Source organism: Haloquadratum walsbyi J07HQW2, assembly GCF_000415985.1.
Lineage (GTDB): Archaea > Halobacteriota > Halobacteria > Halobacteriales > Haloferacaceae > Haloquadratum > Haloquadratum walsbyi_B.
Window position 1 is genome coordinate 3,040,008 of the sequence record NZ_KE356561.1, and the last position, 17,712, is coordinate 3,057,719.

The 17,712-nt window shown below is 46.8% G+C and carries 17 protein-coding genes and 2 pseudogenes; 4 read left to right on the forward strand and 15 right to left on the reverse strand.

The genetic code is table 11. The features are described 5' to 3' along the window. The first annotated feature begins 37 nt into the window (after window positions 1-37). Complete coding sequence (locus J07HQW2_RS14230) at window positions 38-1,771, forward strand: formate--tetrahydrofolate ligase (RefSeq protein WP_021056290.1); 1,734 nt, start codon at window positions 38-40, stop codon at window positions 1,769-1,771. A gap of 636 nt (window positions 1,772-2,407) precedes the next feature. Here J07HQW2_RS14230 and J07HQW2_RS14235 read toward each other — a convergent pair. The 15 genes and pseudogenes from J07HQW2_RS14235 to J07HQW2_RS14305 form a co-directional block, all read right to left on the reverse strand. Next, complete coding sequence (locus J07HQW2_RS14235) at window positions 2,408-2,788, reverse strand: Rid family detoxifying hydrolase (protein ID WP_021056291.1); 381 nt, start codon at window positions 2,786-2,788, stop codon at window positions 2,408-2,410. 389 nt (window positions 2,789-3,177) lie between these two features. Then, the gene (gvpM, locus tag J07HQW2_RS14240; RefSeq protein ID WP_021056292.1) at window positions 3,178-3,396 is read right to left on the reverse strand and encodes a gas vesicle protein GvpM; all 219 of its coding nucleotides are present in this window, start codon (window positions 3,394-3,396) and stop codon (window positions 3,178-3,180) included. 39 nt (window positions 3,397-3,435) lie between these two features. Further along, on the reverse strand, window positions 3,436-4,377 hold the full coding sequence (gvpL, locus tag J07HQW2_RS14245) for a gas vesicle protein GvpL (RefSeq protein ID WP_021056293.1): 942 nt from the start codon (window positions 4,375-4,377) through the stop codon (window positions 3,436-3,438). Between the two features lie 119 nt (window positions 4,378-4,496). Next, a complete protein-coding gene (locus J07HQW2_RS14250; RefSeq protein ID WP_021056294.1) occupies window positions 4,497-4,892 on the reverse strand; it encodes a gas vesicle protein K in 396 nt (131 codons plus the stop codon). 200 nt (window positions 4,893-5,092) lie between these two features. Beyond that, window positions 5,093-5,371: pseudogene (gene gvpJ, locus J07HQW2_RS18990) on the reverse strand (gas vesicle protein GvpJ); the annotation flags it as partial. Beyond that, complete coding sequence (locus J07HQW2_RS14260) at window positions 5,361-5,714, reverse strand: hypothetical protein (protein ID WP_021056296.1); 354 nt, start codon at window positions 5,712-5,714, stop codon at window positions 5,361-5,363. The gene J07HQW2_RS14260 and the pseudogene gvpJ, both read right to left, overlap by 11 nt. A 125-nt stretch (window positions 5,715-5,839) precedes the next feature. Continuing rightward, window positions 5,840-6,454, reverse strand: a complete 615-nt coding sequence (gene gvpH, locus J07HQW2_RS14265; protein ID WP_021056297.1) for a gas vesicle protein GvpH — start codon at window positions 6,452-6,454, stop codon at window positions 5,840-5,842. Then, window positions 6,454-6,705, reverse strand: a complete 252-nt coding sequence (gvpG, locus tag J07HQW2_RS14270) for a gas vesicle protein GvpG (RefSeq protein ID WP_021056298.1) — start codon at window positions 6,703-6,705, stop codon at window positions 6,454-6,456. Before gvpG ends, gvpH begins: the two co-directional genes overlap by 1 nt. Window positions 6,706-6,708: 3 nt before the next feature. Further along, on the reverse strand, window positions 6,709-7,359 hold the full coding sequence (locus tag J07HQW2_RS14275; RefSeq protein ID WP_021056299.1) for a GvpL/GvpF family gas vesicle protein: 651 nt from the start codon (window positions 7,357-7,359) through the stop codon (window positions 6,709-6,711). A gap of 358 nt (window positions 7,360-7,717) precedes the next feature. Then, complete coding sequence (locus J07HQW2_RS14280; protein WP_021056300.1) at window positions 7,718-8,044, reverse strand: gas vesicle protein GvpO; 327 nt, start codon at window positions 8,042-8,044, stop codon at window positions 7,718-7,720. A 40-nt stretch (window positions 8,045-8,084) separates the two neighbouring features. Beyond that, window positions 8,085-9,155 carry a gas vesicle protein GvpN gene (gvpN, locus tag J07HQW2_RS14285; protein ID WP_021056301.1) on the reverse strand — a complete coding sequence of 357 codons (1,071 nt, stop codon included), beginning with the start codon at window positions 9,153-9,155 and terminating at the stop codon, window positions 8,085-8,087. Then, window positions 9,152-10,333 carry a MucR family transcriptional regulator gene (locus tag J07HQW2_RS14290; protein ID WP_303704192.1) on the reverse strand — a complete coding sequence of 394 codons (1,182 nt, stop codon included), beginning with the start codon at window positions 10,331-10,333 and terminating at the stop codon, window positions 9,152-9,154. Before J07HQW2_RS14290 ends, gvpN begins: the two co-directional genes overlap by 4 nt. A 101-nt stretch (window positions 10,334-10,434) precedes the next feature. Further along, window positions 10,435-10,653, reverse strand: coding sequence for a gas vesicle protein GvpA (gvpA, locus tag J07HQW2_RS14295; RefSeq protein ID WP_021056303.1), 219 nt, complete (start codon window positions 10,651-10,653; stop codon window positions 10,435-10,437). An 808-nt stretch (window positions 10,654-11,461) separates the two neighbouring features. Further along, the gene (locus tag J07HQW2_RS14300; protein WP_021056304.1) at window positions 11,462-12,031 is read right to left on the reverse strand and encodes an anthranilate synthase component II; all 570 of its coding nucleotides are present in this window, start codon (window positions 12,029-12,031) and stop codon (window positions 11,462-11,464) included. After that, window positions 12,028-13,665: an anthranilate synthase component I family protein gene (locus J07HQW2_RS14305; RefSeq protein WP_021056305.1), complete on the reverse strand. Its 1,638-nt coding sequence runs from the start codon at window positions 13,663-13,665 to the stop codon at window positions 12,028-12,030. Before J07HQW2_RS14305 ends, J07HQW2_RS14300 begins: the two co-directional genes overlap by 4 nt. A gap of 138 nt (window positions 13,666-13,803) precedes the next feature. Between J07HQW2_RS14305 and J07HQW2_RS14310 the strand changes: the two are divergent. From J07HQW2_RS14310 to J07HQW2_RS14320, 3 genes and pseudogenes are all read left to right on the forward strand, one after another. After that, window positions 13,804-14,394: pseudogene (locus tag J07HQW2_RS14310) on the forward strand (zinc ribbon domain-containing protein); the annotation flags it as partial. Between the two features lie 94 nt (window positions 14,395-14,488). Next, window positions 14,489-15,376, forward strand: coding sequence for a serine O-acetyltransferase EpsC (epsC, locus tag J07HQW2_RS14315; RefSeq protein ID WP_021056307.1), 888 nt, complete (start codon window positions 14,489-14,491; stop codon window positions 15,374-15,376). Between the two features lie 196 nt (window positions 15,377-15,572). Continuing rightward, the gene (locus J07HQW2_RS14320; protein ID WP_048075715.1) at window positions 15,573-17,444 is read left to right on the forward strand and encodes an ABC transporter ATP-binding protein; all 1,872 of its coding nucleotides are present in this window, start codon (window positions 15,573-15,575) and stop codon (window positions 17,442-17,444) included. Window positions 17,445-17,712 lie beyond the last annotated feature (268 nt).

Genomic DNA, 17,712 nt, shown 5'->3' on the forward strand with positions numbered 1-17,712 from the left:
AACACTCTTAGGCAGTGATGATTGAATCTTGAGGTAGATGACAGACGAAGCAAGCGATACCGAGGATAGCGGATTTCCGACAGACTATGAGATTGCACAGAATGCAGATATGACTCCTATTTGGAATTTGCTTGAGCCATGGGATCTCGGGAGCGACGATCTCTCATATTATGGTGAGTACACAGCAAAACTGTCACACGATGCTGTTGATAATCTCCGTGAGGAAGCTCAAACCCGAGAAAATAATCTTGTGTTGGTAACCGGAATGACGCCAACACCAATGGGTGAAGGAAAAACTGTAACAACTGTTGGATTAGGACAAACGCTGAATCATCTCGATCAAGAAGCGATGATCGCTATTCGTGAACCGTCACTTGGACCAGTGTTTGGTGTGAAAGGAGGGGCAGCTGGCGGCGGATATTCTCAAGTGCTCCCGATGGAGGAGATCAATCTTCATTTTACCGGTGATCTACACGCGCTTACGTCTGCACACAATCTTATTGCGGCGATGCTTGATGCGAAACTATCTCAAAGTGATGAGCTCGATGTCGATGTCAATGACATTTCATGGCCTCGAGCACTTGATATGAATGATCGTGCACTCCGAGAAACGGTCGTTGGACTTGGTGGCGAGGGTGGTGGCACCCCACGCGAAGATGGATTCCTCCTAACGGCTGCTTCCGAATTAATGGCTGTCCTTTGTTTATCAAGTGGTCTTGAGGATCTCAAAGCGCGTATTAGTCGAATTATCATCGGATATGAAAATGATGGGGAACCAATCACTGTCGACGATATTGATGCAACTGGTCCGGTTACCATGCTGCTTCGCGATGCCATCGAACCAAATATCGTCCAAACCATCGAGGGAACGCCTGCGTTCGTACACGGTGGTCCGTTTGCGAATATCGCACACGGGACTAACTCACTCATTGCTGATAAAGCCGCCTTCGGTATGGGTGATTACCTCGTTACTGAGGCTGGATTCGGCTCTGATCTCGGGGCAGAGAAATTCATGAATATTGTCTGTCGACTTGGTGATATGACTCCTGATGCAGTCACCCTCGTCGCGTCTGTTCGTGCGCTCAAATACCACGGTCTCGACATGTGGCCGGCAGATATCGATACAATCAATCAAGCCGACGCTGATGCGCTGAAAGCAGGATTCGCAAATCTTGACAAACACGTCACCAATCTACAGAAGTTTGGCGTTCCGGTCGTTGTCGCGGTCAATCGCTTCCCGGATGATACTGACGCTGAGATTGAAACTGTCCTTAATCACTGTCGAGATGATCTCCACGTCGAAGCTGCAGCGTCCACGGTCTTCGCGGAGGGTAGCGAGGGCGGTGTTGAACTCGCAGAACGTGTTATGGATGCTGTTGAATCAAGTAATCCAGATGATTTCGAGTATCTGTATCCGGCTGATGCAACAATCAAGGAGAAAATTGAGACTGTTGCGACCGAAATATACGGTGCTGGAAGCGTCAATTACTCTACAGAGGCTGAGAATGATATCGAACACATGCGTGAACTCGGATTTGATACGGTTCCAGTATGTCTCTCAAAAACCTTCCACTCACTAACTGATGACGCCAGTGAAAAAGGCGCACCAACTGGATGGACTCTTACTGTTCGAAAGCTCTACCCGTCTGCTGGTGCTGGGTTTATTGTTGCACTCACCGGCGATGTGCTGACGATGCCTGGTCTTCCTGCTGATCCTGCGGCAGCAGATATGGATATCAGCGCTGATGGAGATATCACTGGACTCTTCTAGTAAAATATACCAAACTCAATTCTACAGAATCAAGGCGAGTGCCTCGGAGTCGGGAGTCGGGGCTTTGATACTGTGTACTGATGTGACCCCGTGACCGTGGGTGAAGCCGACATGAACAGTTCAGTTAAGTTATGAGGCTACATGTCTATATCTTCTCAAGAGATGCAGTCAGAAAACCTCACAGACGGGTTAAAGATCTTCATCCACTGCTGGCTGCGACAGTCTGGAAATGTGGCCTCTCTCACCATCCGCAACTGGCGGTGCGACGGGACGGGGGTTTCACCGGGGGCTGGTGGAGGAGAGGCCCCGACTCCTGCTCCCACGGACACAGCGCACTGCGTGTTCGGGTGTTACTTTCAGCCGACTCCTCAGCGAAAACGAGAAGATTGAGGTCGGGAGGAGTTGACTGAAATTCGCCTGCGGGTGCGGGTGCGGTGTTGAGCTAAAACGATGAAGCCTCGGCTTGGCGCTTGTCCCCAAGGCACTTCACCAGTATGTCCAGCTATCCGCAAATACGTGCCTCCTTGCTGATCACGCTTCAATGACATACTGTCTCAGTAATTGTTAATTAAACCGAGATGACTCAGCATTGTATTCGTATACGTTGTTTGACATAAATAATCTATATTGTAACCATCATTCAACAGCTACAATCGCTTCAATCTCGATGGCTGCGCCTTTTGGTACAGCTTCAACACCAACAGCACTTCGAGCCGGTGGATCTGAATCGAAAAATGAACTATAAGCCTCGTTAAACGCATCAAAGTCGCCAATATCGTCAAGGAAGACAGTTGTCTTAAGAATATCTGCAACTGTGAGGTCTTCTGATTCAAGAACTGCAGCAATGTTTTCAAGACACCGTGTGGTCTGCTCTGCAACGGAGGCTTCATCGAGCAATTCACCATCGGCTGTCATCGGCAATTGTCCGGCTGTGATAAGTATGTCACCATTTGTTGCTGCTTGACTGTATGCGCCGACTGCGGCAGGTGCATCATCTGTATCAATTATCTCTTTCATGCGTTTGTTGATTCATGTGATTTGTATAAAAGTACAATCGTTGAGTCCATACTTCGACACAGTCTGGCGGTTGAGTGATATGCTGTGCTCTTCAGAAAAAACGCACACTCACACTCACACTACTGTCAGTAATCGTCTCCTTATGATCAGATCGAGGAAGATGTATAGTCTTCAGTTTCGTCATTCTTACTCAGTATATGAGCTAGCACAATAATACTCGAACTATATCAACAAACGATGGGGCTGCCTGATAGATAATCCAACGCTGCATCCACACTCAGCCCTTAGATCGTATCACCAACGGGAGAAGGATGGAATTAGATATGACTCATCGATTAGGCAAAAATAATCATTAATTTAATACAATTATCTTAAGTATAAACCAGCATCTACCGTTCTGTCCGTGTCCTGTGGGCAGCATCCCACTCTTCGAATATTCCATATTCTGTCATTGTCGTCATTCCGGCGATTGCCGCTCGAAGACTAACTCCAATAAGTGGGATATCGGCGACAGTAATAATCACATCTGCCTGAATGATTGCACCCTCTCGAAGCAACACATCAATAAACTCAACAATCGCGTGTGTATCATTTTTTGTTGGTTTCATACGCTTTTAAATCAAATCGAATGGTATCAGTACGTGTAACTATCCAATATTCGGTGCAAACGTGTACGGTGACCACGGACCTGTGAAAGTTACACTGACACCGTCGCGTTCGACAAATTCGTCCAACTGGTCCCCAAGGTCATCCTCTGCATCCGCCGGTATCCGAATAGCTACTCGTTCGATTAATTCTCCGGTGGTGCCACCTGCATCTTCATGACCCGATGCAGCAGTATCACGACCACTCGATCCACCAATGTCGACATCTCTACTGCCTTGGTTAGTCATTTCTACCGCAAGTGACTCAACACCTGCCTGTAATGTCTTAATTAATTCCTCCCGGCGTTCGTTGCGCAGCGTGGCGAGTCGTTGCTCATACTGCTTGTCTAGTAAAAATGCTTTTCCTTCGCCTGCGGTCGTCTGTTGATCTTCAATTCGCTGTAACTCTTCATCAGTTTCAGCTATCACTGATTCAAACTGGTCTGCATCCCAAATAAGCCCGATCCGATATTCCCATGTTTCAGACAGCCTTGTTAGCGCTGAATATATCTGATTATAATTATCATGCACCCATGTTCGAACACTCTCATCACCACCTTCGAAGACTGTATTAAATCGAAGAGGAAGCGGTGTGCCATACACCGACCCAGCGGCATCAACGACCTGCTGATGGCTCAGTATCCGTTGCTGCACGGTGGCTAATTTCGGTGCTTCATATGTCTGCGTACATGAATGCACGACAGCACCGACACGACCAGTTGAATCAACAACGTCCCCATTTATATGGGTAGTCACCGGTGATGATCCGTCGATTCCGTCTACCTCAATTTTATCATCAGATAAAGAACCAGACGCCTGTGACGCTGAATCGACTAAGCAGTAGATGTACCGTCCGTTATCAACGTCATTCGATATTGAGTCTGCCTGTGGCTCGCCTTCCCTGCTGTTACTCTCATCGGCGGTGGAAAGTGAATCATCAGTCATTGATGCATTTTATTTAATTATGCGTGTCCTTTTGTCCGCATAGGTCTATTTGTTGTCTCTCCTGTATACTAACCTATCTTATTTGTTTGCTCAATCATATTCTGTGGTTCCACACCCAATTATCGTGACTGGGTATCATTTGAGGATGGATCCTCAACCTGTATATTGTCGAATATTGATCTAAACTCATCTGATTCCATCGTTTCTGTCATTTCATCACTCTGTTGTGTGTGCGGTTGTGTAACTGCGCTCCGAACCAGGTCATCCAGATCACGTTTGAATTCAGTCACATCATCGTCAATCTCTTCGCGTTGTTTGAGCTGCTCAACTTCTGTCTCAAGTGCCTGGAGTTGTTGTCCTAATCGCTCAATTTCAGCATCCGACAGATTCCCAGACTCCATTCGTCTTACCGCTTCTTGTTCGAGCGCCTCAATCAGTAACTCAACGACACTCACAACGAGCGCAACAATACCACCGCTGACATCGCTGTCCCCATTATCTAGTGTGAGTTCCATTTTTACTCACGTTCTGGGTCTGAGTCTGAGTCTGAGTCTGAGTCTGAGTCTGAGTCGTGTTCACCGTCACCGCCACCGCGTTCTCTTCTTGAGGACTCCATTGCATGTTCCCCTGACTCCGATACCGTCACTGAATCAGCAGCATCTGGCTTAGCTGATGAGTTGTTTGATCTGCCGGAATGCTCTGCACTCATCTTGGACTCCGCCGTTGCACCTGTGTCGATGCCGATCTCAGAGTTATCATCTACATTTGCAGCGTTCTTGACACGACTCATGTCGGTTCCTGTTGGAAATTCAAGTCCATACTCCGCAGCGGTCTCAAAGGATGCAACTGCTGCTCGAAGCTCGATACCAAGTAATTCGGTATCACCGATACTAACCGCAACATCAGCATTTACTACAACGCCTTTATCGAGCAACATCTCAAGCATCTCCGCGAGATCACCCTGAGAGCGTGTTGGCTTTGGATCACTTACCATCGTTAGGGTCAATAGATTCCTCAGCATGGTAGAACCGAAGACCAAAGAGTCGGTCACTTGGGGGAATCTGTGAATACTGCGGTGCTGTGGGGACAGTTGAGTGAGCGTTTCGAGCTGCGTTCTGCTTGTTCGTTTTTTGCTTTGGAACAGTTGAATAAACTGAGGGATTTCTATTTATTGAATCATCATTACGACCCTGTGCCTCTCTGGATTGTTGTCGATTCTTTTTTCGTCGCTGTGCCAGCTTTTGACGCTGCTGAAGCAGTTTTCGACGCGCCTTATCACGGTTTTGCTCCGCTTTTTTAATTGCTTGCTTTGCCTTTCGCTGATGCATATCTGTCATATATTATTCTCCAATTTCGATTCTCATGTTGATTTCAGTATTATTTACTTTTCTACTGTCGGTGTGGTAATCAATGTAATTACTGCTACACTCACAATCATCAATGTCGACACAGTCGAATTCCTTCATATCTGTTCCTCGTGAAGATGCACAGTGAGGACATGATTATTAAAGTGGACATTATCAATCTGAAACCCACTTGGAATCCCAACCCGGCGTGTCACTTCGCTTGCGTTGGGACTTTCATCGTGCTTTGTAGCACTGATTTCATTCGATTCATCAGTAATGATGACAATAAGCTCGTCTCGATCTGCACTGATCTGCAGATCAACCATCTCTGCATCCACCCCCGGCAAATCTGCAATGACATCCAATCCATCTTCCTGTGATCGAACATTGACATGTGGAACAGGTTGTGCGGAATCAGCCTGCAATTCGCTGTTATCAGATATATCACTAGAAACATCATTTATTTTCACTTCCGCTTTCGGCTCCGTTTGTAATTGTGAGCCAATCCCGATAGAAACGTCATAGTCGTAGCTAATCGCAACCCGCCCGCGGGTGAGTGTCCCCGCTCGATGCCGATGTCCATCCTCATGTTGCTCAATTTCTGCGAGTTCTTTGATGACTGTCTGAAGCCGACTGAGTGTCTTTGTAAGAAATATCCCCGACTGTGTATCACTATTGAAAGAGTCATTATCGACACTGCTGTCACGATTATTACTTTTATCTGGTGACATTACTTCTTCACCTCAATTTTATCTCCCATCTGTGATTTAATTTCATCGGCTAATTTGAGCTGTAACTCGAGTTCCTGTTTACGATCACGATATTCTTCTTCAGAACGTTCACCAATCTCATATAACAGTTGATTTTCTTTGAGTTCATCACGAATACCCTCAGTGTCGTACAGTTCATCAAGTGCCATCGTCTGAAGAATATCCAGTAGTGATAAGAATGGATTAATCAATAGATCATCAACGACTAACATTCACTACCGACCTCCTCTCCCCGCTTGCTGGTCCGCGCCGATATGAATATCAACGAAATTGTACGGCGCCCATGGTCCAGTATATTGAATCGTCACATCGTTCCCATAGTCCGCTTCGATTTCATCGATTGTCTCATCAAACACAGATCGATCTGCGCGTTCGACAAGATATGATCGATTCAAGATTAATCTATCACTGAATAGATCATCATCAGTTGCATTGATGCTTACTGATGACAGACGTTCACTAAGATCTGTACGGAGTGATGATTGGTCAATCGACTCATCACCTGTTGAGACGACTTTCACTCCTAACTCGACTGTCCCGTCAATATCATTTAATGCACTGCGTAGTGCCCGCCGTGCTCCCCGAAGAACTCCCTTTAGCGTTCGTCCGTTTTTAAATGCCATTCCAAAACTCATCGGGACAATCGTCCGACCATCATCATACTGAAGAATCTGTTGAAGTACATCATTGTGCTTTGTAACAGCCTCATCAGTCCGCTCTGGATCCGTGGTATCGATATCGGAGACAACAGCTGATAATGAGCGATACTCAACTGTATATATTTCATCTGCACCGCCAACCCCATCAGCAGCGAGTTCAATATTTTCCTGTTCGATGACGCCGTATGTGTATATATTATCACTCATGTGTTATTGGTAGTATGATATGACGATCGTTGCATCGCTTCACTGCTAAATTGGTTATAATATTCTACTAACATTTACGCGTTGTCGAGGCGGTATCACGGTGTTCGATCTTATGATGGTTCATTTTAATTATTGTTAGTATCTAATATGATGATCTTGTACCTACTTTGGTGACTGATGATCGAAAGCTGAGTACACAACTAACGCCTCTCTCCACGATTGCACGGATGAGAACTTCAAAGTATCTCTCCTGCTGACAAGCGTATGGGTATTCTGATGAATTAATCCCGTGGGGATTCTGTTTATATTCATACTTATCATAATGACTCAGCTAATCAGTATTTGCTAGTTTCCAATCTTATATTTCTTCTTTCATATCACCGCGTTGATACCTTTCGAGTAGCTCATACCCGGCTACGTTTCCGGTTGTAGTAAGGTTGAGTTCATATCGACCGATGATATCCTGTGTGTCTGGCACGGCACGTCGTTCAACGAGTTCAATCACCGCTCGCCATTCGTTATTATCATTTGTTTCAGCCTTAATCACAGATTTAAAATCATGATCAAATAATTCCTCAGCAGCCGTCTTCGCACATTCCTGTGCTTCTATAATCCCGATGGGTTCAACGGTTTCAGTATCAGCTACTGTCTCAGTCTCGCCCTCGTGTTTATTTTCTTCAGACATTGTTCGGTCTCTTTGCTGTTGTGACTCCTGTCAGCCGCTATTACAACTTAATGTCGGTGTCCTCAACGACAGTCTCAATCTCTGTTCGAAGCGTTTGTACCTCACTGTACTGAGCGACTTTTGATGCCAGTACGTCGACAGAAAGCTCAATCAATGTTCGTTTATCGACTGTGTTGACCGTACTTGCGCCTTCAGCTACCATAATTGCCGCTCGTGTCCCAACATTAATTTCAAGTCGGTCGCGTAACTTCCGAATCAGTTCAACGAGCTGTTTTGTTTCAATATCGATATCGCCGTTAATCTGTGAATCAACGATTTCAACCTCCGTTTCAAGATCGTAAAAGTCCATATAGACGCCAATGAGCCGATCTAATAACGCATCCTGTGGTTCATGCACGCCAGCATATTCCACAGAGTTTGACGTTAATATTGCTCTGAAATCTGGATGGACATCAACATACCGTGATTCGCCACGTTGTCCTGGAAGCTCTAAGACCCCTTCTTCGAAGACAGATAATAAAACATTATTTGCGACCGGTTTGGTTCGTGAGAACTCATTATATACAAGTGTGGCACCCTCTTCAACAGCGAGTGTCAGTGGATTATTTACCCACCGATCTTTGACTATTTCTTTACTTTTCAATACATTGTGTATATACTGATCACGTTCTGAGATGCGCTCTTTTTCAGCATACTCACCAACAAGATCGCTTGTCGAAAGTTCTGCGTCACCGTTGATCCACACAACCGGCTGATCACGCTCACGGGCAACGTGCATCGCAAGCGCAGTTTTTCCACATCCTGTCGGACCGATCAGATGAACTGGACGGTCAACAGTAAGCCATCGCTGCATTCGTTGGCGAACATCATTTACTGCATCAGTCTCAATGAAATCACGTGTTTTCGGAATGAATTCATCTTCAAGCCCCTCGGCGCCGGGGCTTGTGGACCTTCGTGATTGGTTTGCTGTTGATGTGGAAGTTGAGCCACCATCACTTTCGGCTCGTTTCATACGCTCAATAGATTTGTCTTCACGACGACGTTTCTTGTTTTCACGCGATGATCGAATTTGTGATCCACGTACCTTCCGCTCGTGAGAGTTTTCTGTCATTGTGTTTCGTCATCTGGTCGGAGTGGGACATCTTCACCATACTCCGCACGATAATCTTGAATCGACATTCCATGCGTCTGTAGATGCGGTTCTGTGATTGCATGGTAATGTTCACCACAGACGCGACATGTGACCATACCATCTGGAGTATCAATCGATAACTCAGTGGGGGTATCTGCCGTATCACTTGATCCCGACTCAGCATCAACGCTGATGTCAACATCAGCATCAGTGTCAGCATCTCCAGTCGCATCTCCACCAATGGTAATATCAACCTCAGTATCAGGTTCGGCTGAGGTCGAGACTGCGTCAGACCCTGCCTCAGCCCTCCTCACGTTTCCCTCATCACCCGCTGTGTTTACCTGAGTTTGTTCTGCCTGTTCTGGTTCTTCTTCTGACACATCCACATCATCATGATCCTCAGTGTCCGCTATACCATAGAACATCTTGACGTATGTGGCAAATTCTTCGGCTGTTGTCTCGAAATTGGTGCTAAACTCCTCGATGTCGTCTTCAAATGCACCGACAGAATCAATCACCGCTTGTACCTCGATGTTGTGGAATTCTGATTGATACGACTCAAATGCATCATTGACGGCTGCAAATGCTTCCTGTTCTGCAGCGACATCAGCGTTGATATCGTCGATATCTGCAGTGAATGCTTCAGCGTATGCACCGAATGCATCTTCAACATCATCAAATGCGTCCTCAACCGATGCGATGGCTGTAAGAAGGTCATTTACATCTTGGATCTGAGCAACATCAGCATCGAATGCGTCAGTATATGCGTCAATCTCCGCGCCTGTCTCGACAATTGCGGTCTGAAACTCATCGATTGCTGTAAGAAGGTCACTTACATCCTGTAACTCAGAAACATCAGTATCAAATGTGACTTGATACCTCTCAAATGCAGTACGAAGATCAGCAATATCGTCCTGATGCCGGGAGACATCCTGAAGGAATGTGGCCACCGTTGCATCGAATATATCATTATACTGCATAAACACCTCCCTTGCTTCTACAAGATCTGTCTCAAATGTTTCAAACGCAGCACGATACTCACTGACATCGCGTTTTGTCTTAACGTCCGCTGCGAATTCATCAGTATACCCGGCAAATTCGCGCTGGATCGCTGTAAACTCTTCAGAGGCTGTCTCTATTTCGTCGCGTTTTTTCATTACACTCATGATTATGATTGTGATTATAAGCTATGATTAAAAATTTGGAAATTGGTGATTGACTCACAGTTCACTTTGGACGACGTCTGATGGCTTTTCAGCTACGCCTCAGCGCCGACAGTGAGTTCTGCTTGTTCAATTTTTGCGATTTCTTCTGCGTAATGCAGGAAGGTATCAACTGAAGCAACCACGACGCGTGCTTCAACAGTTAAAATCTCTATACCTACGAGTGAAATGCGTGCAAAGGTATCAACGACGATCCCTTTGTCAAGTACGCGATCAAGAACTTCTGCTAGACTGGATGAGTCAGGCTGTGCCATAATTTATCTTGGGCGTTACCCATCTCAATCCATCTGATGGAAACATATAATCTCTTTGTCTCACCACCATTTTTGCTGATACTGCCCCTGATCTATACTCAACATTGTGTTAGTTACTATCCTGATTGCACATCTATATCTCAGGATACAAATAAAACACAGTATCGTATTCCTGTGATAGCAGTAAACCCCTGTGAACTCCCCCGATCTACCCACTCACGGCTCGTCGCCGGTCGTTCCTTACCGACGGGGATTCCAGCGAAACCGAAGCTTCCGTCAATGTCTGCCCAGATCCAGATGCAGATACGAGATGCACGCTCAGAGGGGTTTCTTCATTGTGGGGCGTGGTGTGGCGTCCACAGCCCGCTCTCCTCGACTCTACTCGACTCGACTTGACACCCTCCTCCGAGTCAGACAACTCAGAACTGAATTGAGCTTCCCTATACTCTGTCGAGTATATGTATCATATGTCAGACTATTCGTTATCGTGTGTGTTTTCGGGCGTATCCCCTCTCCTCCATACTCGCTACCCGCTCACTTCGGTCACTCCTTGAGGAAGGGGCCTTTCCCTTGAATTTAGATAACCGGTGGGATTCTGTCTTTTTGTATTGAGTTATGCCAGGTCACATATGTTGACAATGCAGCTTACTCTGATCGGAGATCTGAGACATATCTGACCACTGCTGTCTATTATAAAATACAAGGAGAATACCGCGTCTTCAGGCGCGGAAGGATGTCAAATGTTGCCAAACCCGGTGATACCGAGATTACGACATTTGTACCAGACAGACAATATGATGCGGGTATATTAATCTGCGACTGACGTACAAAAGTTTTTAACCAACTGTTTACCTGCATCGGTAAGAATACTCTCGGGATGGAATTGAACGCCATGATGTGGCTTATCAGGGTGTCTCACGCCCATGACAACACCCTGTTCGTCGTCCGTCACAGCCGTCTCCACGAGCGGTGCAGGGACATCCTGGCGCTCAACTGCTAATGAGTGATACCGCCCGACATCGAACGGATCGGATACATCATCGTACAAAGCACTTCCATCATGCCGGACTGCTGATGACTTTCCATGGACAACAGCAGGCGCATGTCCAACTGGTGCACCATGTGCTGCACAAAGTGCTTGATGACCTAAACAAACACCTAAGACTGGATAATCCAGTTCAGCAAAGACATCTATCGACACCCCAGCGTCTTGAGGCGTCCCAGGACCTGGTGAGATAACGATTCCATCGGGGTCTAATGCATAGATGTCATCCAAATCAACTGCATCATTACGCTGCACGGTGACCTCATCGAACTCTCCAACGTATTGAACTAGGTTATACGCGAATGAATCATAATTATCGATAACAAGGATCATACTGAGTCACCGCTTTCGATTCCATCACCTTCTGAATGTATTGATGCACTCTGTCTTACAGCTGATTCACCCGCTGAGTCTCCTGTTGTGCCAACAGCAAGCGACCCTTGTTCACCAAGTGCTGTATCAACAGCTCTCACAAGAGCTCGTGCTTTATCTAACGTTTCTTGATATTCTTGGTCGGGAATAGAATCATGAACGATTCCAGCACCAACACGGAGACGATATTCATCATTACGCCGCACGAGTGTTCGAATTATAATATTTAATACCGCGCGGTCGTCGAACCCAAAGATTCCAATGCTCCCAGTATATGGTCCCCGGCGTGTTGTCTCAACTTCATCGATAAGTTCCATTGTTCGTGGCTTTGGCGCACCGGTAATTGTTCCACCAGGAAAAACCGCTGCGACGGCATCAGCAATTCCTGCTTGTGACTGGCGTTGCCCTTCAATAAGTGAGACAAGATGCATTACCTCGGAATATCGGTCCACACGTCGATACTCAGAGACATTCACCGTTCCGTACTCACAGATCTTCCCAAGATCGTTTCGCTCAAGATCAACAAGCATTGCATGCTCAGCACGTTCTTTAGAATTCTCTGTAAGATCTGTTTCAAGCTCATCATCATGTGCTGATGTTTCACCCCGTGGTCGTGTTCCGGCGATTGGTTCGGTACTTACTCGATTGCCGTTGACCGATAGTAATAATTCTGGGCTTGCACTGACAAGGTCAACCCCAGGGAACTCAATTAACGCAGAGTATGGAGCAGGGTTCACCTCTTGAAGCGCATCAAAAGCGGTAACAGGGTGAATTGCAGCGGGTGCACTCAAGCGGTGTGAAACATTTGTCTGGAATGTATCCCCATCTCGGACGTACTCCTTAATTTGTCGAACGCGGTCTTCAAATGCTGCTGTTCCACATTCACTCTTGAATGTCATTTCATTATCTGGAACAGACACCGTTGGCTCATCTACCGACGCGCTACCGGTATCAATCTGAGATGCAAGGTCATGTGCACGCGTGAGTCCGCGCTGGTATATATTTCCTATATCTGCATCCGCATCAACGACAGGACACGCCGTTATATGCATTGTCACAGGTCCATCCGAACGTGGCTCTTCCCATGCAGCGACACGGTCGAAAACTCCAATCTGTACTCGTGGCAAATCACTCGGTGGTGTTGTCTGTGGAATCGACTCCAGCTCCCGAGCAATGTCATATGAGAGCCATCCAAACGCACCACAAGGATATGGGATGGCACAGGGACCACGAACAAGACTCTCACGAGACAAAATACTATCAAGCTCATCAAGAGTCGGTCCCTGAGTTTGGCTTTCTGTTGTATCTTTTTCAGCTATATCACCTTGGTTATCAGAATGCTGTGCAATTGATACTGCTGATCCGCTCACTTGAATCCGCTCAACTGGATCAATAGCAAAATATCCCCACCCAGATTGTCCGCCGGTGGTCGCTAAATATATTCCATCACCGGCGTCTGTCCTCGCTTGCCGGTATGCAGTAAACGGATCTTCAGTAGTCACTTCTATTTCGACTGGGACGCGTGCGCCTGGAGGCGCCTCTACTGCTGTTTGTCTGAATGTCGACTCATCTGTAACGACCATAACCTCATGCATGTCCGATGATAACTCCTATAATCCGGTAATGTCACCGAATATATCCAGATTTTCAGAGAGAGAATAACAAAAGGCTTCCGTGAATGCTGTATACGAACACTATTTATTGGTGTATTGAAACGACGAGTCACGATAGAAATCACGAAACGCTGTCAGGAACACGGGAAGCAGAGTATCCACCGGAAACTCGGTGACAACGAAGAGAGGTTCACCGAGTGGGTGTTACATCGTCTCTCTCGTGCTGTCGTGGAGTTCGCAGACCAGTTCTCGAACCCAGTCATCGTGTTCGAGGATATGAGCGGTATCCGCGAGGAAATGCAGTACGGGTCGTACATGAATCGCCAATTGTACAAACTGCCGTTCGATAAATTCGAGACGTTTGTGTCGTACAAGGCGACGTGGCGAGAGATTCCGACAGATACGGTGGCTGCCTACTACAACTCACAGACATGTTCGTGCTATGGTGAGCGTGGGTATCGGCAGGGTCGGCGGTGCCGGTGTCCGAACGAGGAGTGTGACGTGGTGCAAGACCACGCCGACCGGAACGCATCGGTGAATATCGTGTGGCGCGAAAAGGCGACACTCGACGGTAACGAGTCGAATTCCCGGACTTACAAAACCCACCCGCAGGTTCGGTTGGTGCGTTTGTCCGGGTGTCGGGTCGGGGCGCGTCGTGTAAGCCGCCCACCCTCATCCCGCTCGCTTGCCGAGCAGGGAGTGCGAGCGCACCGCACGGCTGAGGAAATTACAAAACCCTCGGGTCACCGCGCCCGGGGTTGTTTACAGACGCTAATATCATACTTCCGCAGTAAATATAGCTAATATGGAATATCGGTACGCTGGCGACGCCAACGAGAAATTGTTTGAGGCCTACCAGTCGGATGCTGATCCGTACCCGACAAATGTCTCTGTCTGCTTTCCGGAGCGTGAACATCGCCGTGGAGAGATTGCATATCTTCAAGAGCTGTTTTTCCCAACCTGCTGGAACGCGCCCGAACTTGTTCGTGATGAATTAGCCATACTTGATATGCTTGATGAGCTTGGCGATCTGTTTCATGCAGGCATCTGTCCATATCCAGATGTTAACGCAAATGAAGTCGTCACAAATGTTCTTGATACGCTTCCAGAGATCCGAACATTACTGAAACGTGATGCTGAAGCTGCATATAAAGGCGATCCTGCTGCAAAAAGTTACACCGAGATCATTCGTTCATATCCCGGATTTCTTGCGATTGCAATGCAGCGGGTTGCACACATTCTCTATGAAGAAGGTGCAGTTGAATATGCCCGAGAACTAACAGAATATGCGAAAACCCAAACAGGTATTGATATTCACCCTGGTGCTGAGATTGGCGAATACTTCTTTATTGACCATGGAACAGGAGTTGTTATCGGTGAAACCGTGACTGTCGGTGATTGGGTACGCCTGTATCAGGATGTTACTCTTGGGGCGCTTCATTTTGAGGAACAAGAGGGAACGCAACATGCGCTCAAGAAGGGATACGAGCGACATCCCGATATTGGTGATCATGTTGTTATCGGTGCTGGAACCAAAGTTCTTGGTTCAGTAACCGTCGGCGATCATGTTAGTATTGGCGCCAATTCATGGGTCACAGATGATATTCCTGATCACACGAAAGTATACATCACAAACCATCCAACTCAAGAACGAAAACGATACGACAAAGAAAAGGACGCTAAAATAAATTGATGTTCAAATTCATATCTCGTTTATCCACTTCAGATAACATGACAGATCAGAATAAACACACTGGCGCATATCTGCGCACTATGTGCGATTCACTGCAGATATTTGTTTTCCAGTATCATATTTTGCAGCCGTGACGGATCAGAATACCGATGATGGCGGATTTAGCGATATTCGCCAGCATGTTGACGGACACCCGATGACTAATCTACTCGCATATGCACGCCCCTACTGGATTCGACTTCTGCTCGGTGTGCTTGCCGCAATCAGTACCCGCATTGCCCGGCTTATCCCACCTATCATCATTGCCACAACAATTGATCGCATTGTTCTTGGCAGCGGCGAACCTGGATTATTGTCTGATCTCGGACTCTTCACTGCGGGACAAATCACAGGCACCACAGCGCGAATTGCTGTTCTTGAACAACTCGTAGTAATCGCCGCATTAGCATACCTCATTCGCTCTGTCAGTCGCTTTGGCTCACGCTATTTGCTTCAGTCATCAGCGCAGAAAATCCAACGTGACCTTCGAAACGACACTTATGATCATCTTCAGCATCTTTCGATGGATTTCTTCGCATCGCATCAAACTGGAGGAATGCTATCAATTCTTAATAGTGATATCAATCGTCTTGAGCAGTTCCTCAATACAGAGTTCCGACAACTCATTCGAGTTGTTGCAACTGTCAGTGGCATTGCTGTCGTTCTCTGGTATTATGCGCCAACACTCGCGCTCATCGCACTTGCACCTGTCCCGCTGATTGGTATTGCGAGTGCTGGATTTCTCCAATGGATTGAGCCACGATATAAATCAATTCGAGAAACAGTTTCTCGACTTAATACCCGACTTGAAAATAACCTTGGTGGGGTTGCTGTTGTCAAGGTATTCAATCGATATGCGTTTGAGCGTGACCGTGTTGCCGAACAGAGTCGCAGTTACCATGATGAACAAGTCGCTGCACTTCGTATCCGTCGGGCATTTTTTGCTGGGCTTCGATTGCTTACTGGTATTGTATTCATCCTCGTATTATTCATCGGTGGACGCTCAATTATCACCGCATCCGCCAGCGAACAAGCGATTATCTCAACGGGTGCATTCGCAGCGTTCTTCCTATATCTTCGCCGACTCTACTCACCGATGCGACGGATCGGGCGATCTGCAAATAAATACCAACTTGCCAAATCGAGTGCTGAACGTGTTTTCGGTCTTCTTGGGCAGACACCGACAGTCACTGAACCGACGGATCCGGTTATTCCAGATAAAATCGATGGACGAGTAACATTCGAGAACGTACACTTTAGCTACACAGATCGCGAATCAGTGCTTACAGACATATCACTCGATGTCCAACCAGGAACAACGGTCGGACTTGCTGGTGCGACTGGAGCCGGGAAATCTACACTGGTGAAACTGGTTTCTCGTCTTCATGACGTTGATTCAGGAGCGGTCCGTATTGACGGTCGGGACATTCGCGAATACGATCTTCAAGCGCTTCGTGATGAGATTGCTGTTGTTGAACAAAATCCATATTTATTCTCAGGAACGGTTGCTGAGAATATCGCATATGGTGACAGCGATGTACTTACTGCTGAGCGTCAAGATACGTCCTCGCGTCGTGATTCGGTTATTGAAGCCGCGAAAGCAGCGGCTGCACATGAATTTGTCTCTGGTCTCCCATCAGGATATGATACACAAATCGGCGAGCGTGGAATCAAACTCTCTGGTGGGCAACGACAACGCGTTGCAATTGCTCGCGCACTACTCAATGATCCATCGATCATTATCTTTGACGAAGCAACGAGCGATGTTGATACCGAAACCGAAGAAGAAATCAAACAGAGTATTGATCGGTTGATTGCAGATCGGACAGCATTTGTCATTGCTCACCGACTCTCCACGATCAGGGATGCTGATCGTGTTATTGTGTTAGATGATGGCGAAATTATCGAATCTGGTACACATGAAACGCTCATTGAAGAATTTGGAGCGTATGCAGCGCTATGGGATGCACAAGTTGAAGCCAACACAACTGACGATAGGTATCGTTCGGCTACAACAGAATCCGGATAATAGCTAGATAATATAGAGATTTCAGCGAGAGTTCCACGGGTCACCCGACCCGTGACCGTTTACAGAAATACGAAGACGACTGCTACGGGGCTTTGATATTGATATGGATATGACTATGACCATGACCCCGTGGTCGTGGATGAAGCCGACACTATTCTCCAAAATTTAACAGTTAATCATAATCAATCATCTAACTATGATATGATGGTCACCTAGTCTGGCTTACCGTTCAAAAACACGTTCGGTTCAGACCCTCGAAGGATCATAT